This window comes from Pseudomonas sp. MM211 (genome assembly GCF_020386635.1).
Lineage (GTDB): Bacteria > Pseudomonadota > Gammaproteobacteria > Pseudomonadales > Pseudomonadaceae > Aquipseudomonas.
On the sequence record NZ_CP081942.1, the window covers coordinates 329,579 to 353,458 of the forward strand.

At 57.0% G+C, this 23,880-nt stretch carries 20 protein-coding genes, 2 tRNA genes and 1 pseudogene; 16 read left to right on the plus strand and 7 right to left on the minus strand.

Translation table 11 applies throughout. The features are described from left to right. Positions 1-40: 40 nt before the first annotated feature. The 6 genes from K5Q02_RS01490 (at position 41) to K5Q02_RS01515 (ending at position 4,715) form a co-directional block, all read left to right on the plus strand. Positions 41-2,272, plus strand: coding sequence for an AsmA family protein (locus tag K5Q02_RS01490; RefSeq protein WP_225835684.1), 2,232 nt, complete (start codon positions 41-43; stop codon positions 2,270-2,272). Beyond that, positions 2,269-3,336, plus strand: a complete 1,068-nt coding sequence (gene mutY, locus K5Q02_RS01495) for an A/G-specific adenine glycosylase (protein ID WP_225835686.1) — start codon at positions 2,269-2,271, stop codon at positions 3,334-3,336. Before K5Q02_RS01490 ends, mutY begins: the two co-directional genes overlap by 4 nt. Beyond that, a complete protein-coding gene (locus K5Q02_RS01500; protein ID WP_225835687.1) occupies positions 3,333-3,605 on the plus strand; it encodes an oxidative damage protection protein in 273 nt (90 codons plus the stop codon). The genes mutY and K5Q02_RS01500 overlap by 4 nt, the downstream gene beginning before the upstream one ends. 89 nt (positions 3,606-3,694) lie before the next feature. Further along, positions 3,695-3,770 (plus strand) — tRNA-Phe (locus K5Q02_RS01505). Between the two features lie 246 nt (positions 3,771-4,016). Further along, positions 4,017-4,256 carry a hypothetical protein gene (locus K5Q02_RS01510; protein WP_225835689.1) on the plus strand — a complete coding sequence of 80 codons (240 nt, stop codon included), beginning with the start codon at positions 4,017-4,019 and terminating at the stop codon, positions 4,254-4,256. Positions 4,257-4,529: 273 nt separating this feature from the next. Then, the gene (locus tag K5Q02_RS01515; RefSeq protein WP_225835691.1) at positions 4,530-4,715 is read left to right on the plus strand and encodes a hypothetical protein; all 186 of its coding nucleotides are present in this window, start codon (positions 4,530-4,532) and stop codon (positions 4,713-4,715) included. A 206-nt stretch (positions 4,716-4,921) separates the two neighbouring features. Here K5Q02_RS01515 and K5Q02_RS01520 read toward each other — a convergent pair whose 3' ends face one another. Genes K5Q02_RS01520 through K5Q02_RS01540 form a run of 5 tightly spaced genes read right to left on the minus strand, consistent with a single transcriptional unit; the run spans position 4,922 to position 11,436 of the window. Then, positions 4,922-5,296, minus strand: coding sequence for a response regulator (locus tag K5Q02_RS01520; protein ID WP_225835693.1), 375 nt, complete (start codon positions 5,294-5,296; stop codon positions 4,922-4,924). Between the two features lie 57 nt (positions 5,297-5,353). After that, positions 5,354-6,556, minus strand: a complete 1,203-nt coding sequence (locus K5Q02_RS01525) for a hybrid sensor histidine kinase/response regulator (RefSeq protein WP_225835695.1) — start codon at positions 6,554-6,556, stop codon at positions 5,354-5,356. Beyond that, a complete protein-coding gene (locus tag K5Q02_RS01530; RefSeq protein ID WP_225835697.1) occupies positions 6,550-7,137 on the minus strand; it encodes a chemotaxis protein CheB in 588 nt (195 codons plus the stop codon). The genes K5Q02_RS01525 and K5Q02_RS01530 overlap by 7 nt, the downstream gene beginning before the upstream one ends. Continuing rightward, entirely contained in the window at positions 7,134-7,952 is an 819-nt protein-coding gene (locus K5Q02_RS01535; protein ID WP_225835699.1) for a CheR family methyltransferase, read from the minus strand. Before K5Q02_RS01535 ends, K5Q02_RS01530 begins: the two co-directional genes overlap by 4 nt. Position 7,953: 1 nt before the next feature. Beyond that, on the minus strand, positions 7,954-11,436 hold the full coding sequence (locus K5Q02_RS01540; protein ID WP_225835700.1) for a response regulator: 3,483 nt from the start codon (positions 11,434-11,436) through the stop codon (positions 7,954-7,956). A 450-nt stretch (positions 11,437-11,886) separates the two neighbouring features. On the opposite strand from K5Q02_RS01540, the gene K5Q02_RS01545 reads away from it, so the two are divergent. From K5Q02_RS01545 to K5Q02_RS24465, 10 genes and pseudogenes are all read left to right on the plus strand, one after another. Continuing rightward, the gene (locus K5Q02_RS01545; RefSeq protein WP_230411042.1) at positions 11,887-12,207 is read left to right on the plus strand and encodes a response regulator; all 321 of its coding nucleotides are present in this window, start codon (positions 11,887-11,889) and stop codon (positions 12,205-12,207) included. A 337-nt stretch (positions 12,208-12,544) separates the two neighbouring features. Further along, on the plus strand, positions 12,545-13,318 hold the full coding sequence (locus K5Q02_RS01550; RefSeq protein ID WP_225835705.1) for an ABC transporter ATP-binding protein: 774 nt from the start codon (positions 12,545-12,547) through the stop codon (positions 13,316-13,318). Positions 13,319-13,336: 18 nt separating this feature from the next. Further along, positions 13,337-14,089, plus strand: coding sequence for an ABC transporter substrate-binding protein (locus tag K5Q02_RS01555; protein ID WP_225835707.1), 753 nt, complete (start codon positions 13,337-13,339; stop codon positions 14,087-14,089). A 46-nt stretch (positions 14,090-14,135) separates the two neighbouring features. Then, the gene (locus K5Q02_RS01560; protein ID WP_225835709.1) at positions 14,136-14,831 is read left to right on the plus strand and encodes an ABC transporter permease; all 696 of its coding nucleotides are present in this window, start codon (positions 14,136-14,138) and stop codon (positions 14,829-14,831) included. Further along, positions 14,828-15,518 (plus strand): annotated as a pseudogene (locus K5Q02_RS01565) (ABC transporter permease). The gene K5Q02_RS01560 and the pseudogene K5Q02_RS01565 overlap by 4 nt, the downstream one beginning before the upstream one ends. Positions 15,519-15,551: 33 nt before the next feature. Continuing rightward, a complete protein-coding gene (locus K5Q02_RS01570) occupies positions 15,552-16,781 on the plus strand; it encodes a methyltransferase (protein ID WP_225835711.1) in 1,230 nt (409 codons plus the stop codon). A 290-nt stretch (positions 16,782-17,071) separates the two neighbouring features. After that, a tRNA-Thr gene (locus tag K5Q02_RS01575) sits at positions 17,072-17,147 on the plus strand. Positions 17,148-17,337: 190 nt separating this feature from the next. Further along, positions 17,338-17,676 carry a hypothetical protein gene (locus tag K5Q02_RS01580; protein ID WP_225835713.1) on the plus strand — a complete coding sequence of 113 codons (339 nt, stop codon included), beginning with the start codon at positions 17,338-17,340 and terminating at the stop codon, positions 17,674-17,676. Between the two features lie 264 nt (positions 17,677-17,940). Next, complete coding sequence (locus tag K5Q02_RS01585; protein WP_225835714.1) at positions 17,941-18,339, plus strand: DUF6216 family protein; 399 nt, start codon at positions 17,941-17,943, stop codon at positions 18,337-18,339. Between the two features lie 208 nt (positions 18,340-18,547). Next, on the plus strand, positions 18,548-18,760 hold the full coding sequence (locus tag K5Q02_RS24465) for a DUF6216 family protein (RefSeq protein WP_442963952.1): 213 nt from the start codon (positions 18,548-18,550) through the stop codon (positions 18,758-18,760). A 988-nt stretch (positions 18,761-19,748) separates the two neighbouring features. On the opposite strand, the gene K5Q02_RS01595 is transcribed toward K5Q02_RS24465, so the two are convergent. After that, entirely contained in the window at positions 19,749-22,370 is a 2,622-nt protein-coding gene (locus K5Q02_RS01595) for a DEAD/DEAH box helicase (RefSeq protein WP_225835716.1), read from the minus strand. Further along, the gene (locus K5Q02_RS01600; RefSeq protein WP_225835718.1) at positions 22,367-23,413 is read right to left on the minus strand and encodes a HamA C-terminal domain-containing protein; all 1,047 of its coding nucleotides are present in this window, start codon (positions 23,411-23,413) and stop codon (positions 22,367-22,369) included. Before K5Q02_RS01600 ends, K5Q02_RS01595 begins: the two co-directional genes overlap by 4 nt. Positions 23,414-23,880: the final 467 nt, after the last annotated feature.

Here is a 23,880-nt window from a genome sequence, read left to right on the forward strand (position 1 = left end):
TCGCGGCTTCAAATTTCTCGTCACTGCAAAGGACTCGTCCATGAAAGCGCTCGGCAAAATCCTGGGTCTGTTCTTCCTCGGACTGCTGCTGATCATCGTGGCATTGGGCTTTGCCCTGACTCATCTATTCGATCCCAACGATTACAAGGATGAAATCCGCCAACTGGCGCGGGACAAGGCCAACCTCGAATTGACCCTCAACGGCGATATCGGCTGGAGCCTGTTCCCCTGGCTGGGCCTGGAGCTGACCGACGCCACCCTGGCCAGCGCCAGCACGCCGGACAAACCATTCGCCAACCTGCGCCTGCTCGGTCTGTCAGTGCGTGTGCTACCGCTGCTGCACAAAGAAGTACAGATGAGCGATATCCGCGTCGACGGCCTCAACCTCGACCTGCAGCGCGACGAAAATGGCCACGGCAACTGGGAAGACGTTGGCCGCCCAGCAGACAAGCCGGGCGAAACCCAGACTCAGCAGACCGCTGCCAATGACCCGCAGCAACCAGAATCCGAGCCCGCACAGGGAAGTAACGCTCAGCCGATCAAGCTCGACATCGACAGCCTGATCGTCAATGGCGCCCGCGTGGATTACCGCGACGCCCAGAAGGGCCAGCAATTCAGCGCCGAAAGCATCCAGCTCACCACCGGCGCGATTCGCGAAGGCGCTGGCGTGCCGATCAAACTCAGTGCCTTCTTCGGCAGTAACCAGCCAGTGATGCGCGCGCGCACCGAGCTACAAGGCGAGCTGCGCTTTGACCGTGCGCTCAAGCGCTACCAGCTCGAAGACGCGCGCCTGTCCGGTGAAGCCTCCGGCGAGCCGTTCAACGGCCAGACCCTGACCTACGCCGCCCAGGGCCAACTACTGGTCGATCTGGCGGCGCAGGTTGCCGAGTGGAATGGCCTGAAACTCTCGGCCAACCAACTGCGCGCACTGGGCGAGCTAAAAGTCCGTGACTTGGAAAGCGCGCCGAAACTCTCCGGCGGCCTGTCCATCGCACCGGTCAACCTGCGCGAATTCCTCACCAGCCTCGGCCAGAAACTGCCACCGATGAGCGACGAGAAGACCCTGTCGCAGTTCGAACTGGTGACCCAGCTCGGTGGCACGCCAAGCAGCCTGTCGCTGGATGAGCTGACCCTCAAGCTCGACGAAAGCACCTTTACCGGCAAAATAGCCATCGCCGATTTCGCCAAGCAGGCGCTGCGCGTGCAGCTCAAGGGCGACAAGCTGAACCTCGACCGCTACCTGCCACCGGCTAGCAAGGACAAGAAGGACAGCGACAGCGCGCGCAAGGCCGAAGTGCGTGAAACCGTCGCCAACGCCGGGCAGGCCGGCAGTACGCCGGTGCCCAATTCGCCGACCCAGCAGGCCTGGAGCTCCAGCGAAGTGCTGCCGATCCCCACGCTGCGCAAACTCGACCTGCAAGCCACGCTGAATCTCGACCAACTGACATTCCAAAAACAGTCGTTCGACAAGCTCAGCCTCAAGGCTCGCAGCCAAGGTGGCGCACTGAATCTGGAAGAACTGCGTGGCAATCTCGGCAACGGCAACTTCACCCTCAAGGCCGATGCCGACGTGCGCCCGGCCGTGCCGGTGCTCAGCCTGCATACGCAACTGAACGGCATTCCGGTCGAGCCATTCCTCAAGGATGAACAGCGCCCCTCGCCGCTCAAGGGGCTGCTCGATCTGAAAAGCGACCTGACCACCAGTGGCAACAGCCAAAAAGCCTGGATCGACGCGCTCAACGGCACCGCCAGCTTCCTGCTCAAAGACGGCGTACTGGTCGACGCCAACCTCGAACAGCAACTGTGCCGCGGCATCGCCACCCTCAACCGCAAAACGCTGAGCAGCGATCCGCGCAGTAAAGACACGCCATTCGAGCGCTTGCAGGGCAGCCTCAACATCCGCAATGGCGTAGCAAGCAACCCGGATTTGCAAGCGCGCATACCCGGCCTCAGCGTTACAGGCGAAGGCGACCTCGACATGCGCGTACTGGGCCTGGATTACCGCGCCGGCATCACCATCGAAGGCGACCAACGCGAAATGCCCGACCCGGCCTGCGAGGTCAATCGCCGCTATGTGGGTGTCGCCTGGCCACTGCACTGCCGAGGCCCGCTGGAACTCGGCGCCAAGGCTTGCCGCCTGGATCAGGAAGGCCTGGGTAAGGTCGCCGCCAAACTGGCCGGTGATCGCATCAACGAGAAACTCGAAGAGAAGCTTGGCGACAAGGTCAGCCCTGAATTGAAAGACGCACTCAAGGGCCTGTTCAACCGATGACACCCGAGCAATTCTCCAACGCGGTACTGCGTTGGTACGACACGCACGGACGCAAGGACTTGCCCTGGCAGCAGGGCATCACGCCCTACCGCGTGTGGGTCTCGGAAATCATGCTGCAGCAGACCCAGGTCAGCACCGTACTCGGCTACTTCGACCGTTTCATGAGCGCACTGCCCACCGTGCGCGACCTGGCCGAAGCGCCCGAAGACGAAGTGCTGCACCTGTGCACCGGCCTGGGTTACTACACCCGCGCCCGCAACCTGCAGAAGACCGCACAGATCGTCATGCGCGAGCACGGCGGCGAATTCCCCCGCGATGTCGAAACGCTTGTCGAGCTGCCCGGCATCGGCCGCTCTACGGCCGGCGCCATCGCCAGCCTGAGCATGGGCCTGCGGGCGCCGATTCTCGACGGCAACGTAAAACGCGTGCTGGCCCGCTACGTGGCCCAGGAAGGCTATCCGGGCGAGCCCAAGGTAGCCAAGCAGCTGTGGGCCGTGGCCGAACGCTTCCTGCCCGAGGAGCGCGTCAATCATTACACCCAAGCGATGATGGATCTGGGTGCCACGCTGTGCACACGCAGCAAGCCCACCTGCCTGCTCTGCCCGGTGCAGAGCGGCTGCGAAGCGCACATGCTCGGCCTGGAGATTCGCTACCCGATTGCCAAGCCGCGCAAGGAGTTGCCGCAGAAACGCACGTTGATGCCGATCCTGGCCAGCCGCGATGGCGCCATCCTGCTCTACCGGCGCCCTTCGACCGGCCTCTGGGGCGGCTTGTGGAGCCTCCCGGAGCTCGAAGACCTCGAGGCCCTGGCACCACTCGCCGATCAGCACCAGTTGCGCCTGGGTGAACGCCGCCAGCTCGACGGCCTGACCCACACCTTCAGCCACTTCCAGTTGGCCATCGAACCCTGGCTGATCGAAGTCGACGGCGTTCCCGGTTACGTGGCCGAGGCCGACTGGCTCTGGTATAACCTCGCCACCCCGCCGCGCCTGGGGCTCGCCGCCCCGGTGAAGAAATTGCTCAAACGCGCGGCCGACGCACTGAATACAGGAGAAATGGCATGACCCGCACCGTACTGTGCCGCAAGCACAAACAACAACTACCCGGCCTGGATCGCGCGCCCTACCCTGGCGCCAAAGGCGAAGACATCTATCAAAACGTCTCCAAGCAGGCCTGGGATGAGTGGCAAAAGCACCAAACCCTGCTGATCAACGAACGGCGCCTGAACATGATGAATGGCGAAGATCGCAAATTCCTGCAAACCGAGATGGACAAGTTCCTCTCTGGTGAAGACTACGCACAAGCGGAAGGCTACGTTCCCCCTAGCGAATGAGGCCTGAGAACGTAACCACCCGGAATATTTAAATATTTTCCAAAAAAAGTTTGACAGCAAAAGGTGAAAACCGTCTAATACGCCCCGTTGCCCAGGTAGCTCAGTCGGTAGAGCAGGGGATTGAAAATCCCCGTGTCGGCGGTTCGATTCCGTCCCTGGGCACCACCTTTCGTTTTCAGGTGGTGTCAAAGCCAAACTGAAAGCAAACAAAAAGCCCGCCTCGTGCGGGCTTTTTGTTGTCTGTGATTGGGACGGCTTCATCTCTGGTTTTCGGTTCAGGCGGCCGGGACTGCCGCTGGCAATAGAGAGCTGGCTTGCCATTGCCGCCCGTCGAAGGCTTGGCACTTCGCTGCTCGGTGGGTTTCCAGATTTATAGGCGCGGATTTTCTGCGCTGCCACCGGAGACCTGCCATGACAGTTGAAGACAACAATGGGCCCGAAGCCCCCTATCAAGGGCCATCCCGCAAAAATATCGACGCTGGGCAGGGCCATGACTCCGGGCTCGATGATACCGAGTCAGAGCCGAAGCAAGGCGCTGATGATGCAGAAGCCAAGAAGGAGCGTGTCGACTGGACTCCTCCCCCTGGCAACCCAGGCTCTGATCAGGACGCACTGACGGATCGGGAAGAAGGCAGCGCGAAGACGGAGTGACGGCTGATCGATAGCCCAGAAAAGCCCGGATAATTCCGGGCTTTTTGCTGCAAAGCGACTTACTTCTGGTCGCGAGCCTGGGCGCGAAGCGCTTTGATCTGATCCTGGTTACGCAGCCCGCTGAGGTATTGCTTCTGGATCACAGCGCATAGGTTCGCCGCGATGAGGGAACTACCGTCCAGCCGACAGCCTGAACACGCCACAGCCCCGCCTCCTCCAAATGCACAGACCTCGCGCCTTATGTGCCGAGCCTGAACGCAGCCGGAGCCAGCCATGCACCTCAATATCGCCCTGAATGCCGCCAACGATCCGAAGCTCCCCCCAGCCGACCCTCATGAAGAGCCGATCAACGATCCGGGTAACGAAGACCCCGGCTCCATCGTCGACGACCCGGATAGCCCCTTCAGCCCGCAGCGGCCGATCAAGGAACCTGGGAAGCCTGCTCCGGAAAAGCGCTGAACGACACGTAGCCCGAATTGAGCGAAGCGATACCCGGGGTTGGATTTATATAGGGAAGGGTGCGGGCATTCGTTGGAATGCTTGATGGGTCGCGGCGCGCGAAGATGTGCACAGGACATCAGATCGGGTAGCGCCTTCACCCATCCTACGGGCTATCAGGCCGACCTGAGATGGGTTTGTGGGAGCGGGCGGGGACGCCTCGCCCCTCAATCAAGCAGATGGGCGATCTGTGTGCTCAGGGTTTCCAGCGTGAAGGGTTTGCTTAGCAGCGGCGCGGAGTCGAGCAGTGCGCTGCCGGTTTCGCGGACTTCGGCGGGGTGGCCGCTAATGAAGATCACCTTGAGTTCCGGACGCAGCAGCAAGGCCGGTTCAGCGATACGCACACCAGAAACGCCGCCAGGCAGGCGGAAGTCAGTGATCAGCAGATCGAGGTGCGGCTTGGTGGCGAGGATGGCGAAGGCGTCGGTGGCGCAATCGGCTTTCAGCACGCTATAGCCCTCGCCCTGCAGGTATTCAGCCAGCAGCATGAGCAGGAGCGCATCGTCTTCGACGATCAGTACGGTTCGTGTGGGTTGGTTCATTGCCCTGCTCCTGGCTCTCTTTTACTCCTTCGCTTCGACCTTGCCGGCGGAGTGAGTTCAACCTATATCTGCGCGCTTGGCCTGCGGCAACCACACGCTGAATAGCGAGCCCTGCCCCAGACTGCTCTGCACCTCGATACGCCCGCCATGCGCCTTGACGATCTGGTCGGAGATGAATAGTCCCAGGCCCAAGCCCGCCACCGACTCACTGCTCACTGCACGCTCGAACTGCTGGAAGATGCGCCGTTGGTTTTCCAGGGAGATACCAATACCGTGGTCGCGCACCTCGACCAGCACGCCGCCCTCGTCGGAGCGCGCACGCACTTCGATGGGGCGACCCGAGCCGTAACGCAGGGCATTGCTGAGCAGGTTGCTGATCACCTGCTCGACCCTGAACTGATCCCAGCTGCCGCGTAGCACTTCATCGCTGTCGAGCTGCAGGTCGCAGCCAGCCACGGCCATCTGCTGGGCGAAGTTCTCGGCCACGTTACGCACGGTTTGCGCCAGGTCGAACTCCACCGGGCGAATCGACAGCTTGCCAGTGCGAATGCGCGACACATCGAGCATGTCTTCGATCAGACGGATCAGGCTATGGATCTGCCGCTCATCGCGGTCGAACATGGCGCCGAGTTTGTCTTCGCTGAAGGCAGTCATGTTGCCTTTGGCGAGGTGCATCTTGCGCAGCTGCGTATCGAGGATCAGACCGTTGAGCGGTGTGCGCAGCTCGTGGGAGACGATGGACATGAAGTCATCACGCATGCGCACCGCATGCTGCAGTTCACCCTGAGTAGAGCGCAGCTCGGCGAGCAGCGCGTCCTGCTCCTTGCGCGAGCGCTCCAGCGCGTCGAGTTGCTGCGCCATGACCTTGCGCTGGCGATAGAGGTCGACGAACACCGCCACCTTGCTCTGCACCGCCTGGATATCCAGCGGCTTGTAGAGAAAGTCGACGGCGCCGCTCTCGTAGCCTTTGAACGCGTAGTTCATTTCACGCCCGGCAGCGCTGACGAAGACGATGGGAATGTGCTTGGTCTTTTCCGTGCCACGCATCAGCTCGGCCAGCTCGAAGCCGTTCATGCCTGGCATCTGTACATCAAGAATGGCCAGGGCAAACTCGTGCTCGAGCAACAGCACCAGCGCATCGTCGGCGCATTGCGCCTGGAATACTTCCCGATCATCGCGGCGAATCAGCGCATCCAGTGCCAGCAGGTTTTCCGGCAGGTCATCGACGATCAGTAGTTTGCATCCGGTGCTACTCAACATGCGCGTGAGTCCAGTTCGGCTAGCAATGCGAGAATCCCCCGCAGAGAAAGAATGTAATCAGGACGATGCAGTGCCAGCGCCGCTTCGGGCATGGTCGGAACCTGCGCCTCCAGTGGATCCTGCACCACGGTCACACCGCCCCGCTGTTTTATTGTATTCAGGCCAGCAGCGCCATCCTGGTTGGCACCGGTCAGCAGTATGCCCATCACGTTGGCGCCATAGGTATCGGCGGCCGACTCGAAGAGATAATCGATCGACGGCCGCGAATAGTGCAGTGGTTCATCGCGGCTGTAGGAAAAACGTCGATCCGCCTCAACGCACAGATGGTAACCGGGCGCCGAGAAGTACAGCGTTCCAGGCTGCAACAGCTCTTTGTCTTGCGCCTCTTTCACCCGCAGCGCCAGGCGCCGAGCAAATAGATCAGGCAGCAAGCTTTCACGGTTGTCAGGTAGGTGTAGCACCACCACCAACGGCAAACCGTAGTCGGCAGGCAGCCCCTCGAACAGCATCAACAGCGCCTCGACACCACCTGCCGAGGCACCGACGACCACCGCCTCCAGTTCACGCAGATTCGCGCTCATAGCTTGCGAAACACCCGTTCTTGCTTATTCAACGCCTCGAAGCGCCCGGCATACGCCGAGAAGTCCAGGCTCTCCTTGCTGCCCAGGCCAAGAAACCCACGGTGGCCGAGAGACTCGTGAAACAGCCCGAAAGCGCGATCCTGCAGGGCCTTATTAAAATAGATCAGCACATTGCGGCAGGAGATGAACTGAGTCTCCGAGAACACACTGTCAGTGGCCAGGCTATGGTCGGCGAACGTTACATTGGCACACAGAAAACGCTCGAACAGCGCGCCATCGTAGGCCGCCGTGTAGTAATCGGAGAGCGAGCCCTTGCCGCCAGAGCGCTGATAGTTCTCGCTGTACAGGCGCATGTTGTCGATGGCGAAAATGCCCTTCTTGGCCTTTTCCAGCGAGTACGGATTGATGTCCGTGGCGTAGATGATCGAGCGTTCCAGCAGCCCTTCCTCGTGCAGCAAAATGGCCAGGGAATACACCTCCTCGCCGGTGCTGCAACCCGCCACCCACAGTTTGAGCGACGGATAGGTACGCAAGAACGGCACCACTTCCTGGCGCAAGGCCAGAAAGTAGGACGGGTCGCGAAACATCTCGCTGACCGGGATGGTGAGAAATTGCAGCAGCTGCATGAAAGCCGCAGGGTCATGGATGATTCGCGCCTGCAAGGCCGAGATGCTTGAGCAGTCGAACTGGCGCATGGCGTGAACCATGCGGCGCTTCAGCGACGAGCCGGAGTAGTCGCGAAAGTCGTAGCTGTACTGCAGGTAGATCGCCTCGATCAGCAGACGCAGCTCGATATCCTGCGTACGGTCGGACATGTCAGATGCGCTCCAGCTTCGGCAGCCAGACACGGATCAGCGAGAACAGGCGATCCAGGTCGATGGGCTTGGCCAGATAATCATTGGCGCCAGCCTTCATGCACAGATCCTGGTCGTCCTTCATCGCTTTGGCGGTCACCGAGATGATCGGCAGTTTGCGCCAGCGCGGATTCTCGCGGATACGCCGAGTGGCTTCGTAGCCATCCATCACCGGCATCATCACATCCATCAGTACCAGATCGATATCGCCCACCGCATCCAGCTTTTCAATGGCTTCGAGACCATTGCGCGCCACCTCGACCTGGGCGCCCTTTTGCTCGAGAGCGCTGGTGAGGGCGAAGATATTGCGCACGTCATCATCGACCAACAGGATGCGCCGGCCCTCGAACACCTTGTCGCGGCTGCGCGCAGTCTTGAGCATGCTCTGCCGCTCGCTGGACAGCTCCGACTCGACCATGTGCAGGAACAGGGTGACCTCGTCGAGCAGCCGCTCAGGCGAGCGCGCGCCCTTGATGATGATCGAGCGCGAGTACTTGAGCAGCTCGGCTTCTTCGGCGCGGGTCAGGTTACGCCCTGTGTAGACGATCACTGGCGGGAAGCTGCGGATGTTCTCGCTGCCCATGCGCGCCAACAGCTCATCACCCTGCATGTCCGGCAGTTTTAGGTCGATGATCATGCAATCGAAGATGTGATGGCGCAGTTGCTCCAGCGCCTGCTCACCAAACTCGACGGCGACGATTTCGATATCGTCGTCGCCGATCAGTCGGGCAATGCTGTCGCGTTGCAATTTGTCGTCTTCGACCACCAGCACGCGCTTCATCTTCTGCGTCAGGCGTGCTTCCAGCTTGCTGAATACGCCCTTGAGCTGGTCGCGCGTAGCCGGCTTCTGTGCATACCCCACAGCGCCCATGTGCAGCGCGGCTTCGGCCATATCCTCGACGGAAATCACGTGCACCGGAATGTGCCGGGTACCCGGGTTCTCCTTGAGGCGTTGCAGCACCGACAGACCGGAAACGTCCGGCAGGCGCATGTCCAGCAGGATGGCGTCAGGGTGATGGGTGGTTGCCAGGTTGAGGCCATCTTCGGCGCAATGGGCAACCAGGCAGCGGTAATCCAGCTCATGGGCCAGGTCGTAGAGGATATGAGCGAACTGTGGTTCGTCTTCGATCACCAGCACGCTGCGGCCACCAAGTACCGACATGCCGCGATCGTCCGGGAAGGTCGGCACGGCGCTTGTCACTACCGCGTCACTCACAGGCTTCACCGGCTCGACCGCACGCGGCACATGGCTTCGCGCGAAGGCCGCCGGCGCGGCTGGCAAGTCGTCGGTGTCGGCCTCCAGAGGCAAATAGCTCTGTGGCAGCACCAGAGTGAATTCGCTGCCCTCGCCCGGCACGCTGGAAACGCTGATCGAGCCGCCCAGCAGCACGGCCAGATCGCGGGAAATCGACAGGCCCAGACCGGTACCGCCGAAGCGTCGGTTGGTGGTGCCATCGGCCTGGCGGAAAGCCTCGAAAATATAGTCTTGCTGATCGCCGCGAATCCCAATACCGCTGTCGCGCACGGCGAAGGCCACGCCCTCGTCGACCCGGCTGACACTCAGGCTGACCGAGCCCTGCTCGGTGAACTTGACGGCATTGGAAAGCAGATTCTTGAGGATCTGCTCGACACGCAGCCGATCCGTGTACAACGAGCGCGGCACGTCGTCGGCGACTTGCACGCTGAAGGCCAGCTGCTTCTCCCCGGCCAACGGCTGGAAAGTGCTCTCCAGGCTTTGCGCGAGGCGCACCACATTGGCGTTCTCGGGGCGCAGGTCGAGCTTGCCAGCTTCGACCTTGGAGATATCGAGAATGTCGTTGATCAGGTTGAGCAGATCGTTACCGGCCGAATAGATCGAATCCGCGAACTTGACCTGCTCGGCGTCGAGATTGCCCTTGGGATTATCGGACAACAGCTTGGCCAGGATCAGCGAGCTGTTCAACGGCGTGCGCAGCTCGTGGGACATGTTGGCGAGGAATTCGGACTTGTAACGGCTGGCGCGCTGCAGCTCTTCGGCGCGCTCTTCCAGCTGCTGCTGAGCAACGCGCAGGGCGCTGTTGCGGTCATCTAGGGCGTCACGCTGCGAGGACAACTGCTCGTTGGTCTGTTCCAGCTCCGCCTGTTGAGTTTCCAGATGCGCCTGGGACTCCTTGAGCGCCCGGGACTGTTCTTCCAGTTCCTCGTTGGCGGTTTTCAGTTCTTCCTGCTGTACCTGCAGCTCTTCGTTGAGCTGCTGGGTTTCGGCAAGGATCTCCTGCAGGCGATGACGATAGCGGGCAGCCTCGACCGAAGCACCAACGCTGGAGGCGATCTGCCTGAGGAACTCACCGTCGCGCTCGGTCAGCGGGCGCAGGAAGCCCAACTCGATCACCCCGTTGACTTCACCATCATTGTCGGTAGGCAACAACGCCACGGTCAGCGGCGCGCCGCTGCCCAGCCCGGAACTAACCTTGAGGTAGTCGGCGGGCAATTGATCGAGGGTCAACAGGCGGCGGCTTTGCGCCACTTGCCCAACCAGGCCTTCGGCGCTGTAGAACGACTGCTCGGCATTCTCCTGCTCGCGGGAAAACCCGTAGGACGCGACACGGCGCAAACCGCCGTGCTCCTCGCGCACATAAAGAGCACCAACCGCGGCATCCAGATGACTGGCCAGAAACTCCAGCATGTTGCGGCCCAGCACCGGCAACGCCTGCTGGCCGATCAGCCGTTCAGACATTTCGGTCTGGCCGTTGCGCAGCCAGGCCTGGGCCTGCAAGCGCTCGTTGTGCTCATCCTGCTTTTTGAGGATGGCGCCATAGGTGTTGGTCAGGCTCAGCAGTTCGCGACGCCCGAACAGCGCCAGCGAGCCGCTGAACAACAGCGTGAAGAGCAGAAACAGGCCGATGGTAACGGTCGCCGTGCTGCTGGCCGAGTCGTTGCGCTCCTTGCGCAGGCGTTGCTCGTGGGCGACGAAATCTGCGTATTCGGCGCGGATGGCGTCGGTCAGTTGCTTGCCACGACCGTCGCGCACCGGATCGATGAAATTGCCGCCCTCGCGCTTGGCGGTGATCGCCGTCTGCGCGAAATTATTCCACTCGTCCTGCAAAGCGGCGATTGCGCGCAGGCGGTCGACCTGCACCGGGTTGTCGGCGACCAGCTCGGAGAGAATTTCCATCTCCGCTTTGATTCGGGGCTTGGCGACTTCAAACGGCTGCAGGAAACGCACATCGCCAGACAACAGATAACCGCGGAAACCCGTCTCCTGGTCAATAGACAGCTTCAAGCCTTCATTGGCGTTGTTGAGCACCCGGTCGGTGTGCTGCACCCAGCCAAGTACATTGAGCAGGTAGCCAATCAGCACCACGAAGAAGATCGCGCTGACCACCCCGACGCCAAGCGGCAAGGCAACGTTGCGCCTGAGAATGCGCTTGAAGCTGCTCTCATCGATAGAGGAGGTGTTGGTCATCGGAAATCCCTGGCGACGATTGGAAAATGCATGCAACTGCATGGTTATTCGGTAAACGGCCGATGTTAATGCGCTGGCTGAACTTTATCCAACAGTCCGCGCTCGGTGGCACCGCGCGATTGGATAGTGCCCCTTGGTTCAGGGTTCGACTTATTTTTAGCCGAGACGGGGCAAATACCCCGCCACCCACCAAGGCCCTGATGTTCATAGGGTAATTTTCAGCCCAGCGGCACTTTCTCGGTGCAGATCAGGCACCTGATTCGTGCCATGCTAGGCGGCCTGCCGTCCCCCGCGGCGTCGAAACGCGATCGAACACCGGGCCAACCGCCCCGCACCTCGATACGCAGTTTCACCACCCTTTATCGAGGTAACGCCGTGTCAGACCTAGCTCCCAACACATCGCCTACCGGCCAGCGCATCCTGTTGGTGGAAGACTCCGATGTGGTGCGCATGCTCACCGTGGAAGTGCTCGAAGAACTCGACTACCACGTGAGCGAAGCCGCCGAGGCGCAGCGGGCTCTGGAGATACTGCGCAGCGATGAGCACATCGACCTGCTGATGACCGACATCGGCCTGCCTGGTATGAACGGCCAAGAGCTTGCCGTCGCGGCACGCCAACTGCGCCCGAATCTTAAAGTGCTGTTCGCCAGCGGCTATGCGGAAAGCGTCGAAATCGACAAAAACGAGCCGGCCACCCGTACCGACATCATCGGTAAACCTTTTTCTCTCGATGCCCTGCGCGACAAGGTGCAGGACATGCTCGGCAACTGACAGCCCAGGCCCCAGATCGGCCAAAGCGCCTTTTGGCACTGGAATTGCGAAGCGGATATGAGTAGGGTTCGCGTCTTTTTGAAAACGTAGTCTGCATCTCCCCGTTTTTACGGCCCGCACGCCCTGTCGGCCACCGTCATTCACGACCTCAGAACGACTCCCGGTCGTTTTTTGCGGCGGGGCGACAAGAGACTGCACTGATGCGACACCCCCGTGACCGTAGCGGCAGCGGGCCAGCAGTACCCTTGGCGCCCCCCGGTGCCTATGCTAGGTTTGCTGCCCACAGCCCTGCCGCACACGGATCTTATCCGCACAAGAATTAAGAGAGGACTGCTCGATGGCTGAGGCCGCGCCCGCCCTGGAAATCCGCAATCTGCACAAACGCTATGGCGACCTCGACGTGCTCAAGGGCATTTCCCTGACGGCCCGCGATGGCGACGTGATTTCCATCCTTGGCTCTTCGGGCTCGGGCAAGTCGACCTTCCTGCGCTGCATCAACCTGCTGGAAAATCCCCATCAGGGCCAGATCATCGTGGCCGGCGAAGAGCTCAAGCTGAAACCCCAGAAGAATGGCGAACTGGTCGCCGCTGACAGCCGGCAGATCAATCGCCTGCGCAGCGAAATCGGCTTCGTGTTCCAGAACTTCAACCTGTGGCCGCACATGACCGTGCTGGACAACATCATCGAGGCGCCACGCCGCGTGCTCGGCAAGAGCAAGGCCGAAGCCACCGAAATCGCCGAAGCGCTACTGGCCAAGGTCGGCATCGCCGACAAGCGCCACGCCTACCCCAACCAGCTTTCCGGCGGCCAGCAGCAACGCGCGGCCATCGCTCGCACCCTGGCCATGCAGCCGAAGGTGATCCTGTTCGACGAACCGACTTCGGCACTCGACCCAGAAATGGTACAAGAAGTGCTTAATGTGATCCGCGCGCTCGCCGACGAAGGTCGCACCATGCTGTTGGTGACCCACGAGATGAACTTCGCCCGCCAGGTTTCCAGTGAAGTGGTTTTCCTGCATCAGGGCTTGGTGGAGGAACAGGGGGCGCCGCAACAGGTGTTCGACAACCCCGTATCGGCGCGCTGCAAACAATTCATGTCCAGCAATCGTTAAAACACGGAGCAATCACGCATGCATAGCTATAAAAAGATTCTGCTGGCAGCTGCCGCCACTCTGGCTTTCGGCACCAGTGCCGTCGCTGCCGACAAACTGAAGATCGGTACCGAAGGCGCCTACCCGCCCTTCAACCTCATCGACGCCAGCGGCCAGGTCGGCGGCTTCGACGTGGAAATCGCCCAGGCCCTGTGCGCCAAGATGAAGGCCGAGTGCGAAGTGGTCACCTCCGACTGGGACGGCATCATCCCGGCCCTGAACGCCAAGAAGTTCGACTTCCTGGTCGCCTCCATGTCGATCACCGAAGAGCGTCAGCAAGCGGTCGATTTCACCGACCCGTACTACACCAACAAACTGCAGTTCATCGCCCCGAAGAGCAGCGACTTCAAGAGCGATAAAGCCAGCCTGAAAGGCAAGGTGATCGGTGCCCAGCGCGCGACCATCGCCGGTACTTGGCTGGAAGACAACCTGGACGGAGTGGTTGACGTGAAACTCTACGACACCCAGGAAAATGCCTATCTCGACCTGGCCTCCGGCCGCGTTGATGGCGTGCTGGCTGATACCTTCGTGAACTGGGAATGGCTGAAGAGCGATGCCGGCAAGAGCTTCGAGTTCAAGGGCGACCCGGTATTCGACAACGACAAGATCGGTATTGCCGTGCGCAAGGGTGATGCCCTGCGCGAGCGCCTGAACAAGGCGCTGGCAGAAGTGGTTGCCGACGGCACCTACAAGAAGATCAACGACAAGTACTTCCCCTTCAGCATCTACTAAGCAGCCTGCCCGCGTCGCCAATGGCGGCGCGGGCGCTTGAGTTTCCATGAATTTCGATCTTTCCGGATTCGGCCCAGCCCTGGCAGCCGGCACCCTGATGACCGTCCAGCTCGCGCTCAGCGCACTGTGCCTCGGTTTGGTGCTTGGCCTGCTTGGCGCCTTAGCCAAGACTTCTCCGTACAAGCCCCTGCAATGGCTTGGCGGCACCTACTCGACCATCGTGCGCGGCGTTCCCGAACTGCTGTGGGTGATGCTCATCTACTTCAGCACCGTGAACGTACTGCGCGAGCTGGGCGAAAGCCTGGGCGTCGGCAGCCTGGAGCTGAGCCCCTTCGCCGCAGGCGTTATCGCGCTTGGCCTGTGCTTCGGTGCATATTCCACCGAAGTGTTTCGCGGCGCTCTTCTGGCGATCCCCAAGGGCCATAGCGAAGCCGGCCAGGCGCTGGGGCTGTCCAAGACCCGCATTCTATGGCGTGTGACCATGCCGCAAATGTGGCGTATAGCGATGCCAGGGCTGGGCAACCTGTTCATGATCTTGATGAAGGACACTGCGCTGGTTTCGGTCATCGGCCTAACTGAAATCATGCGTCAGTCGCAGATCGCCGTCACCGCAACCAAGGAAGCCATGACCTTCTACCTGGTAGCCGCCATCATCTACCTGAGCCTGACCATCATCTCCATGATCGGCCTGCACCTTCTAGAGAAGAGAGTCTCGCGCGGCTTCGTAAGGAGCACGCAATGAATTGGGAATTGATCCTCAAACACCTGCCGAAAATGGCTGAAGGTGCGCTGCTGACCCTCGAGCTGCTCGCTGTGGCAGTCATCGCTGGTCTTATCCTTGCGCTGCCCATGGGCATCGCCCGCGCCTCGCGCCTGTGGTACGTGCGCGCCGTGCCCTACGGTTACATCTTCTTCTTCCGTGGCACACCGATGCTGGTGCAACTGTTCCTCATCTATTACGGCCTGGCGCAGTTCGAATCCGTGCGCCGGGGTCCGCTGTGGCCTTACCTGCGCGACCCATACTGGTGCGCGGTGATCACCATGACCTTGCACACCACCGCTTATATCGCCGAGATCCTGCGCGGCGCTATCCAGGCCGTGCCACCGGGCGAGATCGAAGCGGCAAGGGCTCTTGGCATGTCACGTGCGCAGTCGATGCTGCATATCATCCTGCCACGCGCTGCACGCATCGGCCTGCCGGCCTACAGCAACGAAGTCATCCTGATGCTCAAAGCCAGTGCACTGGCCAGTACCGTAACCCTGCTGGATTTGACGGGCATGGCACGCACGCTAAACGCGCGCGACCTATGTGAACATGGAGTTCTTCTTCACCGCCGCCGTGTTCTATCTGGTGATCACCTTCGTGCTGATCAACGTCTTCAAACTGCTGGAACGCTGGCTGCGCGTCGACGCCTGCCAGGGCCGCTGAAGTGACGGGGCTCACGCCCCGCCACCCTTCATCATGAGCGAATCCCAATCTCTCCAGCCACTCGGTGGCGATGCTCTGCTCCAGCGCTTCCAGGCGCTGGACGCATTTCTCTGCGCGCACCAGGCGCTATGGAAACCACGCCCCTTCACCCATCGGCTATTGCCTTGGGAGAACCGACACGCCGAGCTCGGCAACTGGCTGCGCAGTCGCACGCTTGAACAGGCCGAAGCAGCCCATAATCAGCCGACCGCATTGCAGGCCGCTCCTGCGCCCTTTCCCGAGCTGGCCGCCGAGGCGGCATGGCTGAATGAAATTGGCGACCTGCCCCAGCGTGCGCCTCACGAGCTGCCGTCACGCTTCTCGGTAGATGTACCAGGCCGCAAGTGGCAGCAGGTACGCGCCTTCAGCGACAGCCTGCAATTCAATCGCCCGCCGCAGCATTGGTTGGATTGGTGCGCGGGCAAAGGCCACCTGGGCCGCGTGCTCGCTCATGGCGGCCAGGCGTTGACCTGCCTGGAGTACGATCCCGCCCTGGTCGTCAGCGGCAGCGACCTTAGCCAGCGCCTGGGGATAACTGCACAGCACATCGAACAGGATGTGCTCGCCAGCACTGCCAGCGAACGAGTCCTCGCCACGCACAGCCCCGTCGCCCTGCATGCCTGTGGCGACCTGCACGTGCGCCTGATGCACCTGGCCAGCGCGGCAGGCTGCCAGCAATTGGCGATCGCTCCGTGCTGCTACAACCGCACCGCTGCGAGCAGCTACCAGGCGTTATCCACAGCGGCGCAGGAATCGACACTCGACCTGTCGCTGGACGACTTGGCCCTGCCCATGAGCGAAACCGTCACCGCCGGCAACCGTGTGCGCCAGCAGCGCGATCAGTCCATGGCCTGGCGTCTGGCCTTCGACCTGCTGCAGCGCGAATTGCGCGGCGTGGACGACTACCTGCCCACCCCTTCACTGCCCCCCGCCTGGCTGAAGAAAGGCTTCGCTGCTTACTGCCGCGACCTGGCCGAACTGAAGGGGCTGCCACCGCCCGAAGAGCGCGATTGGCAGGCTCTCGAAGCAGCCGGCTGGCAGCGCCTGGCCGAAGTGCGCAATCTGGAATTGCTGCGCGGCCTGTTCCGTCGCCCACTGGAACTCTGGCTGGTACTCGACCGCGCGCTGTATCTGCAGGAACAGGGCTATGCCGTACGCCTCGGCCAGTTTTGCCCCACGCACCTCACGCCACGCAACCTGCTACTGCTCGCCGAACGCGCCTGAGTTGCGCACACAATCTGTGGATAACTCTGTTCACAAATTCTGAGCAACAGCCGCCAAGCCACCTTGTACAAGCCTCAATCAAAGCTGATCATTTTTTGACCATAAGAAAAATCTATATAAAACAATCTCTTGTAAAATCGGTTTAACGCTGCGTAAGAGATCGCCAAAACGATCTACCCGCCCCGCATTTGTGCATAAGCCGCGCCAGGGCGCCAAAAAAAGAGCAGCAAAAACCTGCCGCAAGCGTCTTTACTCATGCAAACGAATGGATATAATGGCGACCCTCAAATGCCGGTATAGCTCAGCTGGTAGAGCAACTGACTTGTAATCAGTAGGTCCCGGGTTCGACTCCTGGTGCCGGCACCATACAACACAAGGCCTCGCAGAAATGCGGGGCCTTGTCGTTTCTGGCGGTTGCTTATGCAGCACCCACAAGATGCCCACGAAGCAACCCTCACCACACTTGCCAATGACTCAAGCATGAGCGCAGTTGCTGATCAGGACTAAGGTTACCGGGTGAAAACGAAACCTGGCGCCTGCCTGCAAGGGACATCAAGTGGACATCTCAACCGCACAAAGCATCAAGCTCGCTATCGTCTCGGCAACCGGGCTGTCGAAGGACGCACTGCATATTTATGTGGGCATGGCGGTGTATTTGGCGCTGATCGCCTTCACACGACGACTCAGGCCATACATTGCCTGGCTGGGTGTTCTCATCATCGCCTGTGCTGGCGAGTGGGTGGACAGGCGAGACGATATAGAAAGCCTCGGATACTGGCGCTGGCAGGCCAGCATTCACGACATCATCAACACGCTGTTCTGGCCGACGGCGCTCACACTTTTTTGGCTTTTGAAGTGCGGCAGAAAAACAGGCGTACCCCCTCGCCTCGAATGACTCAAGGCGAGGTTCAGGCCAAGCGAGGCTTGATGTTTTAAATCGGCCACTCGATGAGAGCCGCAGGCCCACACCGAGCGCTTTGCGTCAGCTCGAGACCTGGCTGGAGAACTGGCTTACGGCAGCGACGACGCACTCTGCGTCCTTCTGAGGCAGAAAAGGGGACGGCAGAAAAGGGACAGATTTATTTTTCGGCGCTGGTTGATGTGCCATTAAATAAATCTGTCCCCTTTTTCCCCCAATCAATATCACATAGGAATTGGCATGAATACCGAAGAATTTCTCTCCGCAGCATCTCAAATCAAAGATGTCATCGCCTTCATTATCCCGATAACAATATCGATATTTGCCTTTCTATATGTCCGAGCCCGAGCTGGATCCGCAGGATTTATTCACGATCGTCTCTGGCGATTACTTGGTGGAAAGAAAGACTATCAGAACACGATGCTTCAAAATGAATATAGCCAATTAAGCGATCATGAGAAATTCAATTACAGCACGGGCATTAGATTCCCAAGCCAAAGGAAGATCACAGAGGCATTGGTTTGGCTTCATGAGCGTGGGATCGGGTTAGAAGAAGTTGTTAGGGTCAGGAGGTTTTTTAATCCGAGCCTCATTTCATTTGATAAGCCATGTCTACTCGGCTATAGGCTCAGCCACTGAACTACTATGTCATTTCTCATCGGGGCAACGATAATTTTTATTTTATCTTTTCTGCCTGCCGCGCTCTTGACCATAAAGAAAACAGACACTGTAATCTGGGCTTCTACCTCCATGGTCACAGATTGGAATGGCTACGGCTGGCAAATAAAAGGAGGAGGACTGCATTGACGGGAAGATTGAGAAAATTAAGTTAGATCCCCATGACGAAATGGTCATTTGTGACATCCTCACTAAAGAAGAAAATGCGAAGCATCTACAGTCATCTATGCTGACTCAGAAAATCTTTGGGGGTATGTTTTGGGCTATTTTCAGTTTTTTAGCGTTTGTGTCTGTACGGGCACTGGTGATTGCTAAACAGGCAAATGCGCTCTTTGAGCGAGCTCTAGCTCATCAACCACTTCAAGAACAGCTTCCTTTCTAAGTAAAAGACTAAGCTCTCGTTCGAATGGATATGCGCTAATCTGGATCATCGAGATAAACCGTCTCAGGAACAGTTAAATCAACCTTCTCGCAGCGTCAGAAAAAATGTCCGCTTGTGATTGGGAAGCGGACATGCCGGTGAGGATGTAGCATTTAGCTACCCCGAAGTGGAATTTCGCGTTTCTCATAAATATAATCAACGCGCTCACATCCTACGATCCAGCGTCCAGCCATATTGATGGTCATTGAATTAGTTGCGCCCACCTCCTCTTTGGAGAGAAATCTGGTGCTGAAAGGGGGGTATAGGATTCTTTTGCCCATACACTTCATTTCGGCAGGTGCAAGCAGTATGGCAAGCTGCAGAAAAGGGGACAGATTTATTTTTCGGCGCTGGTTGATGTGCCATTAAATAAATCTGCCCCCTCCTCTAAGTTACCTACAACAAAAAGAAGAAGAAGCAGGGATTAACGCCCCCGACTGAAACTTTTAAAAATTACGCCAAACAACGATAAAGGCTAAATAACCAAAACCACCACTCTCCACACTGACCTGAAAACATCAAAGACTCATAACTAGCCAAGTGCCATATATCTACAGAGACGGAAAATAACCCGCATTGATATTCAACCATTGACTAAACTGAACTAGAGCCCCAGGAATACAAAACTTGACACCTCTAAAGTAAAGCCCACCACCCTTCCCACCAAATAAATCTAGGGCGAGCGAAACAACCATCAGGGCAACCCCGGAGCAGGCAAGAACAAATGAAATCAAATTAAAAGTAGTCCAACATAAATAAATAAAACATTCAAAACTAAAGACAATCATATACCGTAATTACCGTACCTGAATCACAGAAAAGGGGATCGATTTATTTTTCGGCGCTGGTTGATGTGCCATTAAATAAATCTGCCCCCTTTTTCTATTGCTATTTCCTCCCACAAACGAGGAATTTTCTGCTACCAAGAGCTCCTACTCTTCATCTAAAATTAACTAGAAGCCAAGGTATCAATAGTTCTCAAGGTAAAAATAACTTTATCGATTTCTGCCAAAATTACAGGGCTAAGTTTGAAGGGTGACGAGTCAAACTTTAAAAGCTTTTCTCTTGCGGCTGCCACATCAAGATTGCTATCAGGGATGATTCTTTGAAGCTCAGAAGCAGCAATGCGAGAGAGTCCCAACTCCAGAAATGCGCGCCCTGTATTCGTGCTGATGCCCAGTTCCAGAGCCAGCGCGAAGTCAAAAATTTCGGGAACCCTGTGAGTCAGGCCATTATCATTAAATACATGGATCAATATATCAGTATAGGCCTTACCCATCTGCACAAGCTGAAACCGAATGACGTCTTCAATGGTTTCAAACGCGCTCTTGATGACCTTACTCGGATTAGCATCTGCGATAACCTTAGCCTTGTAGCCTGGAATGGTATTAAAATTAAGCTTCTCTAGGTTACGTTTCTTGTTAATCCGACGTCTTTCGCTTATCACCTCATACTTTAAAATTACTGGATAGGGCTTTCCCTCCATCCACTTAACTGCAATACGGGCTACGTAGCCACCGAAATTTTTATCAAACCCTTTTATATACCTGAAAAGTATATTGAATATTTCCTTGTAATGAGCAAAGGCTTTCTTACCTAAATCCGCTGGATTTTTAGGTACCACTTCGTCGATAGTGCCATCCTTCAGCCGCTTGATGAGGTGAGCCATCAACCTATCCAGAGCGAACAAATCTAATGTCCAGTTCCCTTCTATAACGTGCTGGGGTAGCTTGAGGTCGTTAGAAGCTTCATCAGCTGCATTTTGAAGATCCTGCAACTCAAAGTAATTTAAGTCCGGCGCGATCCTATCAAGATATTCCTTAACTATTCCTTGTCGAGATTTACTAACAAGAATACCGGCTGAAGCAACTGCATTACGGGAATACTCATCTCTAGGTTTGGATTCAAGCTTCCCTTTACTTAGCACTGTAACAACATCCTTGTAGTTTTCAGTTACAAACTCAGAAAGCGCAGACTTGATAGTAAACTTATAAAAAATGTCCATTGGCTGAGCACTCCAATCATCATAATCGATGAGGAATACGTTCCCGACGATATCTTTGGCCATGCGCCCGGCTCTACCGGCAAAATTCCAAAGCAGAGCTGGATCCAGCATCACGCTATGACCGCGCCCTCTGGCAGGCGTACTTATAAATACATTTCGAGCTGGAAGATTGATACCCTGAAACAGGGTTGTAGTGCACACAAGGAATTTGATCGTGCCGGCACGAAACGCGGACTCAATGGCTTCACGCAGCAGGGATGGCATCTGCCCATAATGGAATGCCACCCCTTTTTTAACCATTCCTATTAAGTGATACTCGGGGTGTATATGTTCCTTGATAAAGGTGGCGAGTTCATTATTGTCAACATGATCTAAACCTATGGCAATTGAACCGGCAATAGTTGCGGCCTCAGTAGGCGTTTTTGCATATATCAAAGATCCACCGCCGCGCCCCAACTCTAGTGCTACAGCAGCGAGCCTGCTTTCAACCAAGTCAAGGCCAACGCTGCACGGCATACTTCCTATATGAGAGCCTCCATGAGAGTTGAGTAACTTAAAGTCTAGCTGATTTAGAGCTGGTGTTTTTGATACCACGATACGGTTTTGCAGGACGGGGGACACAGAGGTGCTGACTTCTGAAACTCCAGATATCCCCAAACTATCTAATGCAGTTTCAAAACCTTGAGCCCCGGGTGCGAGCAGAACCACATGCGTTTTCTGATCACGGGAGTAGCACTGTTCAATGCAATCCTGCAGTATCATCCCTCGGGCCCCATCTGATAAATTTTGGGCCTCGTCTACGACTACAAGTTTTATTGGGGATGAGGTTATCGAAAGAAGGGCTTTGAACCGCTCCTGGGTAAGCACGAAGACTTGCCGCGGCAAGTTCTCAAAAGTAGGAATATCTGTAACACGAATAGCCAAATCGCTTGAAAGCCGCTCTTTTACTTTCAGTTGAACTTCAGACAATAGGGCGCGCGTAGGCGCAATGTAGACGAACACGTAAGATGGAAGCGTCAAGGCATCTCTACAAAGATGCTCAATTACCAAGAATGACTTTCCAGCGGAGGTAGGTGCAGAAATAGCTAAAGACTTCCCACTCTGGAGAGAGCCCCACACCTTCCGCTGATAATCGGTTAGTGCAATGGCCGCCCCTGCTACTTCAACTGTATTTAGCTGCTCGACAACATTCCTCTGGATCATTCCTAATAAGGTTGAGGGCTTCGTAGAGAACCGCTCCTCAGCATAAATTAAACTAGGAAAATTCCCAATTTCAGTCAGTATCGCCGCACACCGTTCAAGCACCCCCGGTTCCTGCGATATTAACATGGCATTAAAAGCTATCGTTTGAGCCAAGCTGATATGCGACTCAACCCCAGATTGTGCAAATACTGATGCGCAATAAAGCATTTTTCCGATTGCGTCATTATCAGGCAATCCATGGGGTTGTATAATTGAGTCAGGTAGTACACTGGCCGCACCACAAGCTTGGAGATGGCTTAGTGCAAACTTAAACTTCTCATTCGTTGCAAACCTCGACGAGAGTTCTGCTGCAAAAGTACTCATATTTTTCCACCCTTAATTGCTGAGGGCGAAGTTAGAGGGACATCAGAATCCAAACTCGCTATCCCTATCGACTCGTAAAACATTTCTCTTAGCTCATCGACATCAGGTACAGCCACCAAATAAACCATGCATTTATTTGGATCGACTCCCTTAACACCTAGCTGGTTATCGAGGTTAGTAAAATGTCTGTTTAAGTCTCCTTTATACAGTTCCCCGAAATAATCCTCATGCTTGGATAACGGGCCGTCATCGACTTCAAGCTTGTTCGCAAAATGCTTGACCTCTGAATAACAGACTACCCCGACAGATCGCTCACGCTTGGGAGCATTGGGATTACCAAATACGTCCAGATAATTTAGCATCAGATCTTTATCAGCTGGATCCAGTACATCAAGATTTCCTAAGCTGGTTACCAGCCCGTACTCATGCTCATATTGCCCGTCATCTTTGAGAAAGCCAGAAACGGAGTCTGCATAGTCAGCAGTACCACTGGCGGCGGTACCTGCGAGCTTGGACTCAAGAAAGAAAACATTCAGCTCACCGTTGACTACGGATGCGTGAATACCATCGAGGCCATAAACAGGCATGTTATTGGAGGTTTTCAAGGCCATCTTGGCAATTAGTTGAGAGGCCTGAAGGTGGTGTACGGCGACGCAGTATGCGAGTACTTCACCCACCTCGCTGGCTCTAGATGGGTTAGCCTGTCGAAACTCAATGAATGCCTTTCTAACAGCCCGGCTGAGTTCTTGCGCAGCTGACACATCGCCGTTTTGCGCTGATGCCATCTGAGCTTGGTATGCATCTCGGCGTCGACGACTCAGTGCATAATTCGCCGCTTGATTTCCAAGGAAGTCGGAAAAAGCTCTTATACTGGGAATATCTTCCTTGAATCGTACATGCAGAAGTGCGACCCGTGGAGCCTTATAGGGAGGAACGCTCGTTAAATCCACGACACACTTAACAAAACGATCCAATGGTGATTTATCCAAGAGTTTCTGGATAACACTACTGAGCGACGGCGGACTATCTGCAGGTGACGACACTGATCCGATCCTTGGTTTTGCCTAAGGCATAGGCTGGCACTGTTTGACGCGCTTGCACAAACACAGGTCTGATCATGACTCGAAAAGAGTCAATTTGCCACTATCCTTACGACGCCCGTCGAGCTACTCGGTAAGCATTCATGACGTGCTTCGCTCGATCAGTGGGCCACTGCATGGATAGAAGTGGTCGATGGGACTTGGTAAGCGTGGTGGATTTCTCCAGAGCGGTATGGTGGAGAACGATTGCCAGTGAACCTTCCTGTCCACTCAGGAAAAGCCTGTATTCGAAACAAGGCGATTGCCGTGACCAACCGGCTCTAGGTCTGTTGCCGTTTCAACCCGAGCCGCGTTGTTGCGAGAAATCTCGCCAGGCTAGGCAGCTATCCACTAGGTGGGGGAATGGACTGGCCGTCCGCGTTTTCCCTTGCCAAGTCCTCCAACGACGCCTGGCGAGATTTCTCGCACAA

What these genes read in the sequence shown, in the direction of transcription:
- K5Q02_RS01490 (WP_225835684.1), top strand. Translation starts at nt 41, where the DNA reads ATGAAAGCGCTCGGCAAAATCCTGGGTCTGTTCTTCCTCGGACTGCTG.
- mutY (WP_225835686.1), top strand. Translation starts at nt 2,269, where the DNA reads ATGACACCCGAGCAATTCTCCAACGCGGTACTGCGTTGGTACGACACG.
- K5Q02_RS01500 (WP_225835687.1), top strand. Translation starts at nt 3,333, where the DNA reads ATGACCCGCACCGTACTGTGCCGCAAGCACAAACAACAACTACCCGGC.
- K5Q02_RS01510 (WP_225835689.1), top strand. Translation starts at nt 4,017, where the DNA reads ATGACAGTTGAAGACAACAATGGGCCCGAAGCCCCCTATCAAGGGCCA.
- K5Q02_RS01515 (WP_225835691.1), top strand. Translation starts at nt 4,530, where the DNA reads ATGCACCTCAATATCGCCCTGAATGCCGCCAACGATCCGAAGCTCCCC.
- K5Q02_RS01520 (WP_225835693.1), bottom strand. Translation starts at nt 5,296, where the DNA reads ATGAACCAACCCACACGAACCGTACTGATCGTCGAAGACGATGCGCTC.
- K5Q02_RS01525 (WP_225835695.1), bottom strand. Translation starts at nt 6,556, where the DNA reads ATGTTGAGTAGCACCGGATGCAAACTACTGATCGTCGATGACCTGCCG.
- K5Q02_RS01530 (WP_225835697.1), bottom strand. Translation starts at nt 7,137, where the DNA reads ATGAGCGCGAATCTGCGTGAACTGGAGGCGGTGGTCGTCGGTGCCTCG.
- K5Q02_RS01535 (WP_225835699.1), bottom strand. Translation starts at nt 7,952, where the DNA reads ATGTCCGACCGTACGCAGGATATCGAGCTGCGTCTGCTGATCGAGGCG.
- K5Q02_RS01540 (WP_225835700.1), bottom strand. Translation starts at nt 11,436, where the DNA reads ATGACCAACACCTCCTCTATCGATGAGAGCAGCTTCAAGCGCATTCTC.
- K5Q02_RS01545 (WP_230411042.1), top strand. Translation starts at nt 11,887, where the DNA reads ATGCTCACCGTGGAAGTGCTCGAAGAACTCGACTACCACGTGAGCGAA.
- K5Q02_RS01550 (WP_225835705.1), top strand. Translation starts at nt 12,545, where the DNA reads ATGGCTGAGGCCGCGCCCGCCCTGGAAATCCGCAATCTGCACAAACGC.
- K5Q02_RS01555 (WP_225835707.1), top strand. Translation starts at nt 13,337, where the DNA reads ATGCATAGCTATAAAAAGATTCTGCTGGCAGCTGCCGCCACTCTGGCT.
- K5Q02_RS01560 (WP_225835709.1), top strand. Translation starts at nt 14,136, where the DNA reads ATGAATTTCGATCTTTCCGGATTCGGCCCAGCCCTGGCAGCCGGCACC.
- K5Q02_RS01570 (WP_225835711.1), top strand. Translation starts at nt 15,552, where the DNA reads ATGAGCGAATCCCAATCTCTCCAGCCACTCGGTGGCGATGCTCTGCTC.
- K5Q02_RS01585 (WP_225835714.1), top strand. Translation starts at nt 17,941, where the DNA reads ATGAATACCGAAGAATTTCTCTCCGCAGCATCTCAAATCAAAGATGTC.
- K5Q02_RS24465 (WP_442963952.1), top strand. Translation starts at nt 18,548, where the DNA reads ATGGTCATTTGTGACATCCTCACTAAAGAAGAAAATGCGAAGCATCTA.
- K5Q02_RS01595 (WP_225835716.1), bottom strand. Translation starts at nt 22,370, where the DNA reads ATGAGTACTTTTGCAGCAGAACTCTCGTCGAGGTTTGCAACGAATGAG.